This window comes from Sulfitobacter albidus, from assembly GCF_018200035.1.
GTDB lineage: Bacteria > Pseudomonadota > Alphaproteobacteria > Rhodobacterales > Rhodobacteraceae > Sulfitobacter > Sulfitobacter albidus.
In genome coordinates this window covers 2336676-2351374 of sequence record NZ_CP073581.1, presented here as the reverse complement: position 1 = coordinate 2351374, position 14699 = coordinate 2336676, and the positions used below count along the sequence as shown (strand labels likewise).

Here is a 14699-nt window from a genome sequence, read left to right as displayed (position 1 = left end):
GATCACTATGCCCGTCAAATCCCTTGCCTTTCTGCTTCTCAGTGCGGGTGCCGCCCAGGCCGCCTGCGACGGCCCCACGCTGCGCTTTGTCGAAAGCGCCCCGCGCGATCGGTTCGAACTGACGGTGGGCGCGGCGGCGCTCACGGCGGTGGCGGTCGATCTGCGCGGCTCCGCCGGGCGGCTCATCTTTGATACCGAGGACGGCGGCACCGGGGTCGAGGTTTTCCAGCCCCTGCGCGATGAGGGCGGCACGCAAGCGGGCAGCGTGGCCGATGGCGCCGAAGCGGTGCGCGTGGCCCTGCGCGCCGCCACCCCCGGCACACGGGCGGCGTTTTCGATTGACGTGGATGACCGCAACACCGCCTCGGATCTGGGCCAGATCCGCGTGACCGGGTCAGAAATGGCGGGTGCGCGCGTGACGTTCGAGGCCGCCGACGGCAGCACGCTTACCGCGCGCTTTGACGACAGCAACCGCGCGGTGGCCTGCCCCTAATCGAACGTGCCCGCGACCCGGCCCAGCAGCATGAACGCGCGGGCCGTGCGCGTGTCCGCCAAGGCCGATATTTCGGCGTCGCTGGCGACCTTTTCGAACTCGTGGAACAACCTGTCAAAGCGGCGCAGGAAGTGGTGCGCCGTGTCGCGAAAGATCGGATCCTGCTTCATCCGTCCTGCGGTCAGCGCCAATGACGACCGATCCCTGATCCCGCCAAGCGCCGCAATAGGGCGCCCGCGCGCGCCTTGCCCGAACTGGCGCCAGACCTCGGGCCGGGCACGGTCGGGGCGCAGATCGTCCATGTAGATGCCGTCCTGGCTGAGCAGTGTCAGAATGTCCTGCGCGGCGGTAATCAGCTGTGCCGCTCCGCGATCCTTCATCGCGCGCCGCAGGGCGGCAAATCCTTCGGTGTCTTCCGCCGTCTCGGGGAAATTCAGCGCGCGGATCAGATCGTCGCCTTCGACGGGCGGCTGCATCTCTTCGGTCTGGGTGCCCAAGGCAAGCGATTGCTGCCCCTCGGGCGGTGCGGCGACAGGCGCTGCGGGCCGCGTGCGCGCCGTCTCCTCGCGGCGGGTCGAAAACGTCGCAAGCGCAGTTTCGGCCTTGCGGGTCGATTCCGCGATCTCGTCCAGCTTGCGGGTAACGGACGCTTCCGCGCCCACCGCGCCGGCCTGCGATTGCGCGATATAGGCCTGCCGGATCGCGTCAATGGCGGCTTGCAAGCGCTGGCTTTCCTCACGCATCACTCGGCTGGCCCGCGCCGCGGTGGCGGCGACCCAGATCATCGCGACTGGCATGAACACCGCCAGCATCGTCATCAGAAACCGCAATCCGCCCTGAGTGTCGTTCGGATCCGGCGCAGGCGCCAGCGCCAGAAAGAAGACCGCAGACCCCAGCAGCCACAGGGCCGACAGGGCAATCGCCACGATCTCGATCCCGGTGATGCCATCGGGGCGCGCGCGGTCGTAGATGCCCAGCGGTGTGGGCCGCGCGGCGGCGGGTTTGTCCACCTTTGGGCGCGCCATTGCGGGCTTGGCCGCTTGCGCGGTCGAGCGGGCGGGGGGAGGAGTGTCGGTCATGCGTGAACTCCGTTCAGGCGTAGACGATTTTCAGAACCTCGTAGGACTTTTCACCGCCGGGTGTCCGCACCTCGACGCTGTCGCCCTCGTCCTTGCCGATCAGCGCACGGGCGATGGGGGATTTGATGTTGAGCAGGCCCTTTTCAATGTTGGCTTCGTATTCGCCGACGATCTGATAGGTTTTCTCGGCGTCGGTATCCTCGTCAACCAGCGTCACGGTGGCGCCGAATTTGATTGCGCCAGACAGTTTCGCAGGGTTGATCACATCGGCGAGCGAGATCACGCCCTCAAGCTCCTTGATCCGGCCCTCGATGAACGACTGTTTTTCCTTGGCAGAATGATACTCGGCGTTTTCGGACAGATCGCCGTGCTCGCGTGCCTCTGCGATCGCCTTGATGATGGCGGGACGCTCGGTGGATTTGAGGTGCTTCAGCTCGGTCTCAAGCGCGGTGAACCCGCCTTGCGTCATCGGAATCTTTTCCATGGGCCTGTCCGTCATACTAAGGCGCGCCCCGGAGCGGTCTCAGGGGCGCGCGTTTGCGTTGCACCTTAGATGACGCAAACCCCCGCCCGATTGCAAGCGGAATAGGCGGGCAAAGCGGCGGCGCGCCGCCTAGGCCGTGGCGTCCTCAAGGTACATCAGGCGCGCCATCATCGCCGTCAGACCGATGCAGCCCGTGCCCAGCACCAACGCCGTCCACGGCCAGACACGCATCCCCTGCGCCCGTGCCCTTGGCATCAGAAGGGCGAGGGCAACGGCGACCGCCAGCAGCAGATCGAACCAGATCTGCACACCCCAGGCATTGCGCGTATGCTCGGTCCAAAAGCCGGTCGGCCCGCCGCTGGCCACGGCGTAAAGCGAATATGCGGCAAACAGCGCACTTGCCACGGCGGGCACCTGCCAGAGCGCGGGGCCGCTTCGCAGCAGCAGGGCAAGTACAAAAAGACCCATCGCGGCGGCGGCTGCGACTGGCAAAATCTGGAAGGCGGTCATAATGTTATCCTCTGACGTGAATGTAGCGATTGCTACGTTCACATAATGTAGCGGTCGCTACAAGTCATGAATGGAGCCGGCATGGCAAAACGCACGCGAAACGATCTGCTTGATGCCATGGCGGAACATGTGCTCGCCGAGGGGCTCAATACCGCGAGCCTGCGGCCGCTCGCCCGGGCGGCAGGCACCAGCGACCGGATGCTGATCTATCACTTCGGCTCAAAGGAGGGGCTGATCGACGCGCTGCTGGGTCATCTTGCGGCTGCTCTCTCCGCGCGTCTGGATCACGCGTTTGCCGGGCACCGCTTTGCCAACCGGGGGGAGGCGTTGCAGGCCGTGGTTTCCCTCATGCGCGCACCGCAACAGGCGGGCTATGGCCGCGTCTGGCTGGATGTGCTCAGCGCCGCCGGGCAGGGATCGGCCGCGCACCGGTCGGCGGCGCAGACGATCCTGCAAGGCTTTATCGACTGGCTCGCCCGGCGACTACCCGCACAGGACGCGGCGCCACAGGAAACCGCAGCGGCGTTGATGACGCTGGTCGAGGGGGTGGTGGTTATGGATGCCGCGGGCCACAGCGCCGCCGCCGATCGGGCGGTCGCACTGCTCGGCCCGCGTCTCGATCAGGCGTAGCTGACGACTTCGTATTCGATCCCGTCCGCATCGTGGAAATAGAACCGGCGTCCGGGCTCATAGTCGCCGTGGTTGCCGGTCTCGAATCCCTGCGCCTTGATCGCGCGTTCCATCGCGTCCAGATCCTCCACGACGACCGCAATGTGATTGAGCCCGCCCGCCTGGGAATAGCTGCTCGACGCAGGGGTCGGCGCGTCGCCGGGTGTATACAGCGCGAGGTACTGCGCATCGCTGCCCACATGCATGGTATAGCCCGCGCCGTTCATGGCGGCACCTTCCCAACGGATCCGCCAGCCAAAGATCTCGCACATCCAGGCGGCGGTGGCGCGTGCGTCGGTGACAGTGAAATTTGCGTGTTCAAGTCGTGCAGTCATGGCGGAATTCCTTTGCGTTCCGGTGTGTCTGCCCTTTACAATAATTTCTAAACCTAACTTTAGGTCAAGCTATTTTTTCATGGAGGCTGCATGGCCCTGAACGAAGGTCTTTCCATTGGAGCCTTGGCGGCCCGCACCGGTCTCGCAGTCTCCGCAATCCGATATTACGAGGCGCAGGGCCTGATCAGCCCGTGGCGCAACGCGGGCGGGCAGCGGCGATTTGCTCGTGCGGATCTGCGGCGGCTCAGCTTTGTGATGATCGCGCAGCAGTTCGGCTTTACCCTGCCTGAAATCCGTGCCCAACTTGATCTTTTGCCCGACGGGCGCACCCCGACCAAGGCGGACTGGGGCCGAATCTCAACCGCATTCCGCGATCATCTGGACGCCCGGATCGAGACGCTGACCCGTCTGCGCGACAATCTTGACGGCTGCATCGGCTGCGGCTGTCTCAGCCTTGAGGCTTGCGCGCTCTACAATCCCGGCGACGGCGCGCGCAGCAAGGGGCAGGGGCCGCGCTATCTGATGGGGGACCGTCCGGGGGAACCATAACGCCGCCCGGGCATTGGTCTGCCATGTCCGATGTCTCTCCCCCCGCAGCGCCCGGTCTGATGCGCTTTCTCGGGGCGCTCGCAATCCTCGGGGCGCTGACGCTGGTCGTTGGCAATATCGTAGCGTCCGCCGTGGTGCCGGGGCACGATTGGGTCGCCGATACCGTCAGCGATCTGGCCGCGGGCCGGTACGAAATCATTCAGGACGTCACGCTTTATGCCTATGCCGCCGCCGCCATGGCGCTGGGGCTGGGGCTTGCGCATCTTCACCCCGGCGCACGTGGCTGGAGCGGGGCCATCCTTGCGCAGATGTTCATAGCACTTTGCGTCATCGTGATCGGCGCGCGCAATGAATACGGCGACGGCGACAACGACGGCATCGTGATCCACATCTACGTCGTCTACGCCATGGGGGCCGCCTATGTCGCCGGCTTTGCCGCTTCGGCCCTTGCTTTGCGCGAGGCCGCGCCGGGGCTGGCGCGCGGCAGCTGGCTAGCCTCGGGCCTCTGGGCGGTCGGCGCGCCCGTGTTCTTCATGATAGGCACCGCCTATGACGGCGCGTTCGAGCGTGCGCTGGGCATCGTCAGTGTCGCATGGACCTGCGCGATGGGCGGCTGGTTTATCCGCCTCTCGCGCGGGTGACTGCACGATTTAGGAGCATTTGCGCCAAGCTGCGACGATTTTAACGCCCCGTTCCAATTGCATTGCGCCCGCCGCTCCACTACCTCACTGCAAAGGATTTTCTTGCGAAGGGAGCGCCAAGGATGGCCGAGGTCGAACGCGAAGCGATGGAATATGACGTGGTGATCGTCGGGGCGGGGCCTGCGGGCCTGTCTGCAGCGATCCGGCTCAAGCAGCTCGATCCCGACTGCAACGTCGTCGTGCTCGAGAAAGGTTCCGAAGTGGGCGCGCATATCCTCTCCGGTGCGGTGCTTGATCCCTGCGGCCTCGACGCGCTGATCCCCGATTGGAAGGAAAAAGGCGCGCCGCTGAACGTGCCCGTGACCGAAGATAAATTCTATGCGCTGGGCGAACAGGGCCAGCTGCGCATCCCCAATCTGCCGATGCCGCGCCTGATGAACAATCACGGCAATTATATCGTGTCGATGGGCAACGTCTGCCGCTGGATGGCCGAACAGGCCGAAGAATTGGGCGTCGAGATCTTCCCCGGCATGGCCTGCTCCGAACTGGTCTACGGCGACAAGGGCGAGGTCAAAGGCGTCGTGGCTGGCGTATTCGGCCTCGAAGCGGACGGCAGCATTGGTGAGAACACCGAAGTCGGCATGGAGCTGCACGGCAAATACGTGTTCCTCTCAGAAGGCGTGCGCGGATCGCTGTCCAAACAGGTGATCGCGAAATACGAGCTCGACAAGGGCAAGGAGCCGCAGAAATACGGCCTTGGCATGAAAGAGATCTGGGAAATTGATCCCGCCAAGCACAAGGAAGGCTCCGTCACCCACACGATGGGTTGGCCGCTGGACAAGAAAGCGGGCGGCGGATCCTTCATCTACCACCTTGAAAACAATCAGGTCTACGTCGGTTTTGTGGTGCATCTGGGCTACAAGAACCCGCATGTCTTCCCCTACATGGAATTCCAGCAGTTCAAACATCACCCTATGGTGGCAGAGCTGCTTGAGGGCGGCAAACGCGTGGCTTATGGCGCGCGGGCGATCACCGAAGGCGGCTATCAGTCGATGCCCAAGATGGTCGCACCCGGCGTGGCGCTGCTGGGCTGTTCGGTGGGCATGGTCAACGTGCCGCGCATCAAGGGCAACCACAACGCGATGCTGTCGGGCAAGGCCGCGGCCGAAGCCGCCTATGCCGCCATTCAGGACGGCCGCTCGGGCGACGAGCTGCCCGACTACGAGACCGAAGTGCGCGAGGGCGCCATCGGCAAGGATCTGTGGAAGGTGCGCAACGTCAAACCGCTGTGGTCGAAATTCGGCCTCACGGCCTCGCTCGCCATCGGCGGGATCGACATGTGGAGCAACGAGCTGTTCAACTTCTCGATCCTCGGCACGATGCACCACGGCAAATCTGACGCCGACGCGACCGAACCCGCGTCCAAGCACAAGGAAATCAAATATCCCAAACCCGACGGCAAGCTGTCCTTTGACCGCCTGACCAACGTGGCGTTCTCCTTCACCAACCACGAGGAATCGCAGCCCGCGCACCTGACGCTCAAGGATGCGGATGTGCCGGTGAACGTGAACCTGCCCAAATACGCGGGCCCCTCGGCGCGCTACTGCCCGGCGGGCGTTTATGAATTTGTGACCGAAGAGGGCAAAGACCCGCGTTTTGTCATCAACTTCCAGAACTGCGTGCACTGCAAGACCTGCGACATCAAGGATCCCAGCCAGAACATCGTCTGGACAACACCGCAGGGTGGCGACGGGCCGAACTACCCGAATATGTGATCAATTGTAGCAGTCTCCCGCCGATTTTGGCGGGGGGCTGCCATTGCGCCAAGGCGCAAAGCTGTTAGCGTTGAGGGCGATTAACAAGAGGCCCGAGTGATGCAAAAACTTCTCCAGACTGTATGTGTGATGGCCCTTGGGTTGGCGGGGGCCGCGCAGGCCAATTCACTTGCGGGCTCCTATCTCGCCGGGCGCAGCGCGGCGGTGCAGCACGATTACGCCACTGCCGCCGATTACTACAGCGCGGCGCTGGCCCGCGATCCCGGCAATGTCGAACTGATGGAAAGCGCGGCCCTCGCGCGCCTTGCGATGGGTCGCGTGCAACAGGCACTGCCGCTCGCGCGCCAGATCGTGGCGGCGGGCCAGACCAGCCAATCTGCGCGCATGGTGATCACCGCCGGGTTGGTGGACGAGGGCAATTATGCCCGCCTGGCCGAGCGTGAAGTGCTCGACGAGGGGATCAGCCCTTGGGTCGACGGACTGGTACGCGCGTGGTCCCTGATCGGGGACGACCGCCCCGAAGAGGCGCTCGCGGCCTTTGACGCGATCAGCCAGGATTCCGGCATGCAGGGCATCGTCGCCTATCACAAGGCGCTCGCGCTGGCGACGCTGGGCCGCTATGACGCGGCGGAGGCGCTGTTTGAAAGCGGGGAGGTCGGCGGCGCCGCGCGGACCCGGCGCGGCGTCATCGCCCATGTCGAGATCCTGTCGCAACTTGGTCGCAATGACGCCGGCCTGCGCGAGATCACGGATAACTTCGGCACCTCCTCGGATCCCGAACTTGACGCCCTGAAACTGTCGCTTGAGGCCGGGGAAACGCTGCCCTTCACCCACGCGCCCACTGCCCGCGCCGGTCTGGCCGAAGTGTTCTATACCTTCGCCGCCCTTCTACGCGCCGAACAGGCGTCCGAATACTACACCCTGCTTTATGCCCGCATCGCCCGGCACCTGCGCCCCGATCACGTCGATGCGCTGCTGCTCGCCGCCGATCTGCTGGAAACGCTTGAGCAATACGAGCTTGCCATCGCCGAATACCGCGCGGTGGATGCCGACGATCCGGCCTTTCACGTGGCCGAGCTGGGGCGCGCGGCGGCCCTGCGGCGGCTGGACCGCTCCGATCAGGCGATCGAGGTGCTGGAACAACTGACGCGCACCCACGGCGATCTGGCCGTGGTGCATTCAACCCTCGGCGATACCCTGCGCGGGCAGGATAAATTCGCGCAGGCTGTCGCTGCCTATGACACCGCCCTGTCGCTGAGCGACCCGGAGGATGACCGCCGCTGGTTCCTGTACTTCTCGCGCGGCATCGCCAAGTCACGCAGCGACGATACCGTCGCCGCCGAAGAGGATTTTCGCGCGGCCCTCGCCATCAACCCCGATCAGCCGCAGGTGCTCAACTATCTCGGCTATTCGCTGGTCGAAGAGCAACGCAAACTCGACGAGGCGCTCGATATGATCGAACGCGCCGTCGCCGCCAGCCCCGACAGCGGATACATCGTCGACAGCCTTGGCTGGGTCTACTACCGCCTTGGCCGCTACGACGAAGCGGTCGTGCAGATGGAACGCGCGGTGGAGCTTGAGGCCGTCGATCCGGTGGTCAACGACCACCTGGGCGATGTTTACTGGGCCGTGGGCCGCGAGCGTGAGGCGATGTTCCAGTGGCAACGTGCACTTTCGTTCATTGATTTCGGCGGCACCGACACCGAAGCGGAGCCGGAGCGTATCCGCCGCAAGATCGAAGTCGGCCTCGACAAGGTGCTTGAGGAAGAAGGCGCGCCGCCCCTGCAACAGGTCGCCAATGACGGCTGAGGTCTTTGCGCCCGCAAAGGTCAACCTTACCCTGCACATCACCGGCCAACGCGCGGACGGCTACCACCTGCTCGACAGTCTGGTGGTGTTTGCCGACATCGGCGACAGGCTCTGGCTTACCCCCGGCGCGCGGATGCGCATCACAGTCGAGGGGCCGTTTGCCGATGGCGTGCCGACCGATGCCGGAAACCTCGTGTGGCGCGCGGCGCAGGCGGCGGGCTGGACCGGGCATATCCGATTGCAGAAAAACCTGCCGCACGGGGCTGGCATCGGCGGTGGTTCTTCGGATGCGGCGGCGGTGCTGCGCCACCTCGGGGCGGGCGAACACGCGCTGAGCCTTGGCGCGGACGTGCCGGTTTGCCTCTCGCCCGCGCCCCAGCGCATGCAGGGTATCGGAGAGGCCCTTACCCCCGCACCCGCCCTGCCGCCGATGCAGATCCTCCTGGTCAATTCCGGCGCGCATGTGCCTACGGGGCCGGTATTCACCGGGCTCGCGCGTAAGGACAATCCGCCGATGGGGGATTTGCCGGTGGGCGCCGATTTTGCGGGTTTCATCGATTGGCTGGGCGCGCAGCGCAACGATCTTGCCCCCCCCGCGCAGGCGCTTGCCCCGCAAATCGCGCAAACGCTTGGGGCGTTGGAAGGCGCCCCCTTCGCGCGCATGTCAGGCTCGGGCGCCACGTGCTTTGCGCTGTTTGAGACGGGGGCCGAGGCCCATGCCCACCGCCTGCAAAAGGCGCATCCCGATTGGTGGATTGCAGCGGGGGAGGTTTTGTCTGGGTGATCCGCCCAAAGTCGTGCAGGGTGGGGGCATATTCCCACAGGAGGCGACCCATGCAGCGATATGAATTGACCCTTGGCGCCATTGCGTTCGCGATCACGGCCTTGGCAAGCCCCGCCGCCGCGGCGGTCAACTGCGGCTATTTCGACGGGACATGGCGCGGGACCATGCAGGGCTCCATCAACGGCGGGACCGCCATGACCATCAGCGCGTGCTCGGTTGCGTGGCAACTCCCGTCCGAAGACGGCCGCGTCAACGAATGCACCCTGCGCGAACGCAAGGGGCAGGTGGAGTACAAATGCTCTCTGGGCTCACGCGGGGTCGTGCAGGCAAATGGCAACAGCCTGACCTTCCAGAACGTCTATACCGCCAAGCAACACGGCGCCTATACGGTCCGCGTCAACCGGCAGTAGCGTTCAGGTGATGCGGCTGACGACGTAGTCTGCCAGATCGCGCAGCATGTCCTTGATCGGATGATCGGGCAGGGGGCAAGGGCTGCCACTGCGCGCGCCGCATGCCCGCGCGCGTCCCGTTCGGTCGCCTCCAGCGTGCCGTATTTCGCCATCAGCGCCAGCGCATGCGCCAGATCACCGTCCTCTTGGCGACCCTTTTCAATCGTGCGCACCCAGAACGCGCGCTCTTCGGCGTCGGCCTGTGCTACCGCCTTGATCACCGGCAGCGTCAGCTTGCGCTCGCGGAAATCGTCGCCGATGTTCTTGCCGGTCGCACTGGTGTCGCCGCGATAGTCCAGCAGATCATCCACGATCTGAAACGCAATCCCCAACGCATCACCGTAGTCGAACAGCGCGCGCACATGCGTCTCGGGCGCATCGGCGATCACGCCGCCCACTTCGGTCGCCGCAGAAAACAGCGCCGCCGTCTTGCCGCGCACCACCTGTAGATACACGGCTTCATCCGTCGCCAGATTGCGCGCGGCGGTCAGTTGCAGCACTTCGCCCTCCGCAATCGTGGCGGCGGCATTCGACAGGATCCGCATCACCGGCATAGATCCGGGTTCGGTCATCAGCTGGAACGCCCGGGCAAACAGATAATCCCCCACCAGCACCGACGATTGATTGTCCCACAGCAGGTTCGCCGTGGGCCGCCCACGGCGCTGTTCGCTTTCGTCCACCACATCATCGTGCAGCAGCGTCGCGGTGTGGATGAACTCCACCGTCGCGGCCAGATGCACGTGAAAGGGCCCGGCGTAGCCACACATGCGCGCCGCCGCCAGCGTCAGCATCGGGCGCAATCGCTTGCCGCCCGCCTCGACCAGATGCGCGGTGACCTGCGGGATACGCGGCGCGTGCTCCGACGCCATCCGCTCGCGGATCAGCGCGTTGACCGCCGCCATATCCTCGGCCAGGGCCTCGGCCAGACGGTCGTGCGGTTTCTGGATCGTCTCAAGGCTCATGCGGCCCCTCCTCTGCGCCTCGACAATAGCGCGTCCACGGCGTATTTCACGGGCATGAAAGAACTTCTGCGCAGCACCGATCCGACCATTATCGCTTTCGCCTCGGCCCTGCTTGAAGGCGAGGATATAGCTTGCTTTCAGATGGACGTAAATATGAGCATCCTCGAAGGGGGCATCGGGATTTTTCCGCGCCGTCTGATGGTGCGCACGGATGATCTGGACGCGGCACAGCGCGTCATGCACGACAACGAGATCCCGCTGGGATTGTGAGCGCGGCTGACGTCACCGTCGATGATTTCCTTGGGGGGCGCGTGCGCCTGATCCAGCCGCGCAAGGGCTACCGCGCGGGCATCGATCCGGTGCTGTTGCAGGCGAGCGTTGACGCGCGCGCGGGTCAGCGCGTGCTGGAGCTTGGCTGCGGGGCAGGGGCCGCCATCGTGTGCCTCAACGCGCGCATACCGGGGCTGACCCTCACCGGGGTGGAGCGGGAGCCGCTCTACGCCGATCTTGCCCGCCGCAACTGTGCCGCGCTTGAGGTGGTCGAGGCCGATCTGGCCGATCTGCCGCTCTGCATCCGCCAGCGCCAATTCGACCACGTCATCGCCAACCCGCCCTATTGGTCGCGCAGCGCCTCCGTGCCCGGCCAAGACAGCGCCAAAGAGGCCGCCTTTGACGAGCGGACGCCGCTGCGCTTGTGGGTCGAGGTTGCGGCGCGGCGCCTCGCGCCGAAGGGGCTGATGCATTTCATCCACCGGGCCGAGCGTCTGCCCGATCTGATCCGCGCCCTGCCGCATGACATGGGCAGTATCGAAGTGTTGCCCATCGCGGCGCGCACGGGCCGCGCCCCGCACCGGATCATCCTGCGCGCGCGCAAATCGGGGCGCGGCGATTTCCGCCTGCATCCCGCGCTGATCCTGCACGAGGGCGACAGCCACACCGACGGTGACCGCTATACCGCGCCCGTACGCGCGGCCCTGCGCGAAGGCGCCGCGCTGGAATTCTAGGCAGCCGTTAAGCGATTGTTTACCACCGCGCGCGTTATGCTGCGGGGCGGCGTGACTTTGCGGAAAGGTCGTGCTTCACTAGAGGTCTAAACACAACAAATGGAGGACGTATGACAATGAACAGTCACCTTGAGGCGTTGAAGAAAAAACATCATGACATGGATGAGGCGATTGAGGCCGCGCAGCGCGCACCCGGCGTAGACGGGTTGGAAGTTGCCACGATGAAGAAACAAAAGATGCGGCTGAAGGAAGAGATCACGCGCCTGTCGCGCTGATCACCCCCGCGATCCGCTGGCCCGCGCGGCGATGACCGCCCCGCCAGTAATCAACAGCGCCGCCCACAGCAGTGTCATGCTGGGGGTGGCCACCCCGGCCGCGATCAAGGCCAGCGTGGACAACAAGGGCGCGGCGTAGGACGACGTGCCGAGCAGCTGAATATCACCGCGCTTACAGCCGATATCCCAGACATAGAACGCGAGCCCCACCGGGCCGAGGCCCAGACCGGCAACAGAGGTCCAGCCCAGCGTCGTGGCGGGCAGCACCGTCTCCTCAAACGCGAAATGCAGCGGCAGCGATAGCGCGGCCGTACCCAGACAGAACACGGTGACACTGGCCGTAGGCGCGTCGCCCACCAGCCGCGACAGCACCGAATAGCTGGCCCAGGTGAACGCCGCCAGCAGCGCCAGCCCGTAGCCCGGCAGCGCCTGCGCGCTCAGCCCCAGACCGCCGCGCGCGATGATCAAGGCGGCGCCCGCAAACCCCAGCACCGCGCCGATCACATGCCCCGCGCGCAACCGCTCGGACGGCAGCAGGCCCGAGAAGACGACGATCAGCAACGGCCAGAGATAGGCGATCAACCCGGCCTCCGCCGGGGGCGCCAGCCGCAGGGCCGAGAAATACAGTAAATGATAGGCAAAAAGCCCCAGCGTGCCAAAGACATAGACCCGCAGCGGCACCCGCGCCATTTGCCCCCACGACCCCGTGACCGCCGCCCAGATCAGGCCGACCACACCCCCGATCCCGAAACTCATCGCATTCAGCAGCAGTGGCGGCACCGGGGCGGAGCCTACGGTGAACAGCGCCAGCAGCGCCCAAAGCAGCACGGCGATAAATCCGATGGCGGTGGCACGTTTCAATTCGCTACTCCGTCGCGGCGGGGATCAGCGTCAGGGCGTCGGTGATATGCGCCGTCTTGTCAATCTCGCGCAGGATCCAATCGCGAAAGGCCGCGATCTGTGGCCTGGTCTCTTGCCCCTCAGGGCACAGATACCGAAATCGCGCGCCGGTCAGCAGCGCGGTGGGAAAGGGCGCCACCAGCCGCCCGTCGTCCAGATCCTTGACCACCAGCGCGCGCCGTCCCAGCACCACGCCCACGCCCGCAAGGGCCGCATCAATGGCGTGATCCGCCTGGCTGAATCGCGGCCCGGTCACCGGCGCAAAATCAACGCCCATCGCGGCAAACCACGCGCCCCAATCCACCGGCGGATCCAGAAAACTGATCGAATCGTCAAAGATGATCGGCGCGTCGCGCAGCGCCTCCGGCGTGGGATAGCGCGCGGCCAGCTCGGGCGTCATCACCGGCATGATCCATTCTTCCGCCAGCGGCATCACGTACAAGCCCGGATCGCTGCCGCGCCCGAACCGGATTGCCACGTCTACATTGTCGCGCCCGAAATCCATCCGGTGCAGCGACGCGGCAAAGCGCAGCTCAATCTCCGGGTGCGCCTGCGCGAACTCAAAGAGGCGCGGCGCCAGCCATTTCGCGGTGAAGGCAGGCCCCGCCGTCACCGTCAGCGTCTGCGTATCCTGTGTGCGCTGCGCCGCCCGCCACGCGGTTGCCAACGTCTGAAACCCCTCCGCCGCCCCCTGCGCCAGTGCGCTGCCCGCCTCCGTCAGCTCAACCGCGCGGTTCAGGCGGCGGAACAGCGGCGCGCCCAGATGCTCCTCAAGGGATTTGATCTGAAACGACAGGGCGGCGGGCGTCACATTCAACTCCGCCGCCGCTTTGGCGAACGACATATGCCGCGCGGCGGCGTCAAAGGCCCGCAGGGCGGTCAAAGGGGGCAGACGGTTGCTCATAGTCAATTAAGTACAGCTTAACCGAACCGCGTGAAAGTCTCGTTTGTCGGCCAGCATTCAAAGGCGCATATTGGTGTCAAGTTAGACACACTGAAGCGAATGGAGCCCACCATGTTCGAAGCAACAACAAACCCCGCCGCCCGCAACGCCATGCAAAACGCCCACGCCGCCCGTGGCGCCGCGATGTTCGGCTTTTTCTCCTGGTTGCGCCGCCCGGCGCGCCGCTAAGGTTTTCCGCTGACAGGTCCGCGGCCTGGCTTACGGAATGAAAAAGGGCCGGTGGATCGCTCCACCGGCCCTTTTTGTATTCTTTGCCAAAGCCTTACACGAAGAATTGCGCGCCGTTCGCCGAAATTGTCGAGCCGTTGATAAAGCCCGCGTCGTCGGCCACCAAGAACGACACCGCCCGCGCGATTTCCTCGGGCTCGCCCAGACGGCCCGCCGGGATCTGCGCGATGATGCTCTCGCGCACCTTCTCGGGCACGGCCATGACCATGTCGGTGCCGATGTAGCCGGGGCAGATCGCGTTGGCGGTGATATTGGCGCGCGCGCCTTCCTGCGCCAGCGATTTCACGATGCCCAGATCGCCCGCCTTGGTCGCGGCGTAGTTCACCTGCGCGAACTGGCCCTTCTGACCGTTGATCGAGGAGATCACGACGATGCGCCCGAACTTACGCTCGCGCATGCCGGGCCAGATCGGGTGGATCGTGTTGAACACGCCGGTGAGGTTGGTGTCGATGACCTGATGCCACTGCTCTGGCGTCATCTTGTGGAACGGCGCGTCACGGGTGATGCCGGCATTCGCGACAACGACCTCGATCGGGCCCAGATCCGCCTCGACCTGCGCGATCCCGTCCTTGGAGCTGTCGTAATCGGCGACGTTCCACTTGTAGGTCTTGATCCCGGTCTCGTCGGTAAAGGCGGCGGCGGCCTCGTCGTTGCCCGCATAGGTGGCGGCAACGGTATAGCCGTCAGCCTTGAGTTTCTTTGAGATGGCAGCGCCGATCCCGCGGCTGCCTCCGGTGACAAGTGCGACTCGCGACATGTGTATCCTCCCGATAGTAATGTTATTTCTAG

Annotated in this window: 20 protein-coding genes; 12 read left to right on the top strand and 8 right to left on the bottom strand. The window is 65.0% G+C overall.

Annotated elements, in window-relative coordinates; all coding sequences use genetic code 11:
- Window positions 1–7: 7 nt before the first annotated feature.
- Window positions 8–493, top strand: a complete 486-nt coding sequence (locus KDD17_RS11455) for an aggregation factor core (RefSeq protein ID WP_212703779.1) — start codon at window positions 8–10, stop codon at window positions 491–493.
- On the opposite strand, the gene KDD17_RS11450 is transcribed toward KDD17_RS11455, so the two are convergent.
- From KDD17_RS11450 to KDD17_RS11440, 3 genes are all read right to left on the bottom strand, one after another.
- Complete coding sequence (locus KDD17_RS11450) at window positions 490–1518, bottom strand: hypothetical protein (RefSeq protein ID WP_212706223.1); 1029 nt, start codon at window positions 1516–1518, stop codon at window positions 490–492. The two genes, KDD17_RS11455 and KDD17_RS11450, sit on opposite strands and share 4 nt — an antisense overlap.
- A 67-nt stretch (window positions 1519–1585) precedes the next feature.
- Window positions 1586–2056 carry a transcription elongation factor GreA gene (gene greA, locus KDD17_RS11445; RefSeq protein ID WP_212703778.1) on the bottom strand — a complete coding sequence of 157 codons (471 nt, stop codon included), beginning with the start codon at window positions 2054–2056 and terminating at the stop codon, window positions 1586–1588.
- Between the two features lie 129 nt (window positions 2057–2185).
- The gene (locus tag KDD17_RS11440) at window positions 2186–2566 is read right to left on the bottom strand and encodes a hypothetical protein (RefSeq protein WP_212703777.1); all 381 of its coding nucleotides are present in this window, start codon (window positions 2564–2566) and stop codon (window positions 2186–2188) included.
- A gap of 81 nt (window positions 2567–2647) precedes the next feature.
- Here KDD17_RS11440 and KDD17_RS11435 point away from each other — a divergent pair, with 81 nt between their 5' ends.
- Entirely contained in the window at window positions 2648–3196 is a 549-nt protein-coding gene (locus KDD17_RS11435) for a TetR/AcrR family transcriptional regulator (RefSeq protein ID WP_212703776.1), read from the top strand.
- Here the strand turns inward: KDD17_RS11435 and KDD17_RS11430 are convergent.
- Complete coding sequence (locus KDD17_RS11430; RefSeq protein WP_212703775.1) at window positions 3187–3570, bottom strand: VOC family protein; 384 nt, start codon at window positions 3568–3570, stop codon at window positions 3187–3189. The genes KDD17_RS11435 and KDD17_RS11430 overlap by 10 nt on opposite strands.
- A 90-nt stretch (window positions 3571–3660) precedes the next feature.
- On the opposite strand from KDD17_RS11430, the gene soxR reads away from it, so the two are divergent.
- The 6 genes from soxR (at window position 3661) to KDD17_RS11400 (ending at window position 9538) form a co-directional block, all read left to right on the top strand.
- Window positions 3661–4119, top strand: a complete 459-nt coding sequence (gene soxR / locus KDD17_RS11425) for a redox-sensitive transcriptional activator SoxR (protein ID WP_212703774.1) — start codon at window positions 3661–3663, stop codon at window positions 4117–4119.
- 23 nt (window positions 4120–4142) lie between these two features.
- Window positions 4143–4760: a DUF998 domain-containing protein gene (locus tag KDD17_RS11420; RefSeq protein ID WP_212703773.1), complete on the top strand. Its 618-nt coding sequence runs from the start codon at window positions 4143–4145 to the stop codon at window positions 4758–4760.
- Window positions 4761–4882: 122 nt separating this feature from the next.
- Complete coding sequence (locus KDD17_RS11415) at window positions 4883–6535, top strand: electron transfer flavoprotein-ubiquinone oxidoreductase (protein WP_212703772.1); 1653 nt, start codon at window positions 4883–4885, stop codon at window positions 6533–6535.
- A gap of 99 nt (window positions 6536–6634) precedes the next feature.
- The gene (locus KDD17_RS11410; protein WP_212703771.1) at window positions 6635–8344 is read left to right on the top strand and encodes a tetratricopeptide repeat protein; all 1710 of its coding nucleotides are present in this window, start codon (window positions 6635–6637) and stop codon (window positions 8342–8344) included.
- Window positions 8334–9128 (top strand): 4-(cytidine 5'-diphospho)-2-C-methyl-D-erythritol kinase, encoded by a 795-nt coding sequence (locus KDD17_RS11405; protein ID WP_212703770.1) that lies wholly within the window; start codon window positions 8334–8336, stop codon window positions 9126–9128. Before KDD17_RS11410 ends, KDD17_RS11405 begins: the two co-directional genes overlap by 11 nt.
- Before the next feature lie 50 nt (window positions 9129–9178).
- Window positions 9179–9538, top strand: coding sequence for a hypothetical protein (locus KDD17_RS11400; protein ID WP_212703769.1), 360 nt, complete (start codon window positions 9179–9181; stop codon window positions 9536–9538).
- Here KDD17_RS11400 and KDD17_RS11395 read toward each other — a convergent pair.
- Entirely contained in the window at window positions 9511–10539 is a 1029-nt protein-coding gene (locus KDD17_RS11395) for a polyprenyl synthetase family protein (protein WP_431358122.1), read from the bottom strand. The genes KDD17_RS11400 and KDD17_RS11395 overlap by 28 nt on opposite strands.
- 54 nt (window positions 10540–10593) lie before the next feature.
- On the opposite strand from KDD17_RS11395, the gene KDD17_RS11390 reads away from it, so the two are divergent.
- The 3 genes from KDD17_RS11390 to KDD17_RS11380 all read left to right on the top strand — a co-directional run bounded on the left by KDD17_RS11390 (window position 10594) and on the right by KDD17_RS11380 (window position 11818).
- A complete protein-coding gene (locus KDD17_RS11390; protein ID WP_212703768.1) occupies window positions 10594–10809 on the top strand; it encodes a putative signal transducing protein in 216 nt (71 codons plus the stop codon).
- Entirely contained in the window at window positions 10803–11543 is a 741-nt protein-coding gene (locus KDD17_RS11385; protein WP_212706222.1) for a tRNA1(Val) (adenine(37)-N6)-methyltransferase, read from the top strand. The genes KDD17_RS11390 and KDD17_RS11385 overlap by 7 nt, the downstream gene beginning before the upstream one ends.
- Window positions 11544–11653: 110 nt before the next feature.
- Window positions 11654–11818 (top strand): YdcH family protein, encoded by a 165-nt coding sequence (locus KDD17_RS11380; RefSeq protein WP_212703767.1) that lies wholly within the window; start codon window positions 11654–11656, stop codon window positions 11816–11818.
- On the opposite strand, the gene yddG is transcribed toward KDD17_RS11380, so the two are convergent.
- Entirely contained in the window at window positions 11819–12679 is an 861-nt protein-coding gene (gene yddG, locus KDD17_RS11375; RefSeq protein WP_212703766.1) for an aromatic amino acid exporter YddG, read from the bottom strand.
- Window positions 12680–12683: 4 nt separating this feature from the next.
- Window positions 12684–13622 (bottom strand): transcriptional regulator GcvA, encoded by a 939-nt coding sequence (locus KDD17_RS11370; protein ID WP_212703765.1) that lies wholly within the window; start codon window positions 13620–13622, stop codon window positions 12684–12686.
- 30 nt (window positions 13623–13652) lie between these two features.
- Between KDD17_RS11370 and KDD17_RS11365 the strand changes: the two genes are divergently transcribed.
- Window positions 13653–13850, top strand: coding sequence for a hypothetical protein (locus KDD17_RS11365; RefSeq protein WP_212703764.1), 198 nt, complete (start codon window positions 13653–13655; stop codon window positions 13848–13850).
- Between the two features lie 94 nt (window positions 13851–13944).
- On the opposite strand, the gene phbB is transcribed toward KDD17_RS11365, so the two are convergent.
- The gene (gene phbB, locus KDD17_RS11360; protein WP_212703763.1) at window positions 13945–14667 is read right to left on the bottom strand and encodes an acetoacetyl-CoA reductase; all 723 of its coding nucleotides are present in this window, start codon (window positions 14665–14667) and stop codon (window positions 13945–13947) included.
- Between the last annotated feature and the right edge of the window lie 32 nt (window positions 14668–14699).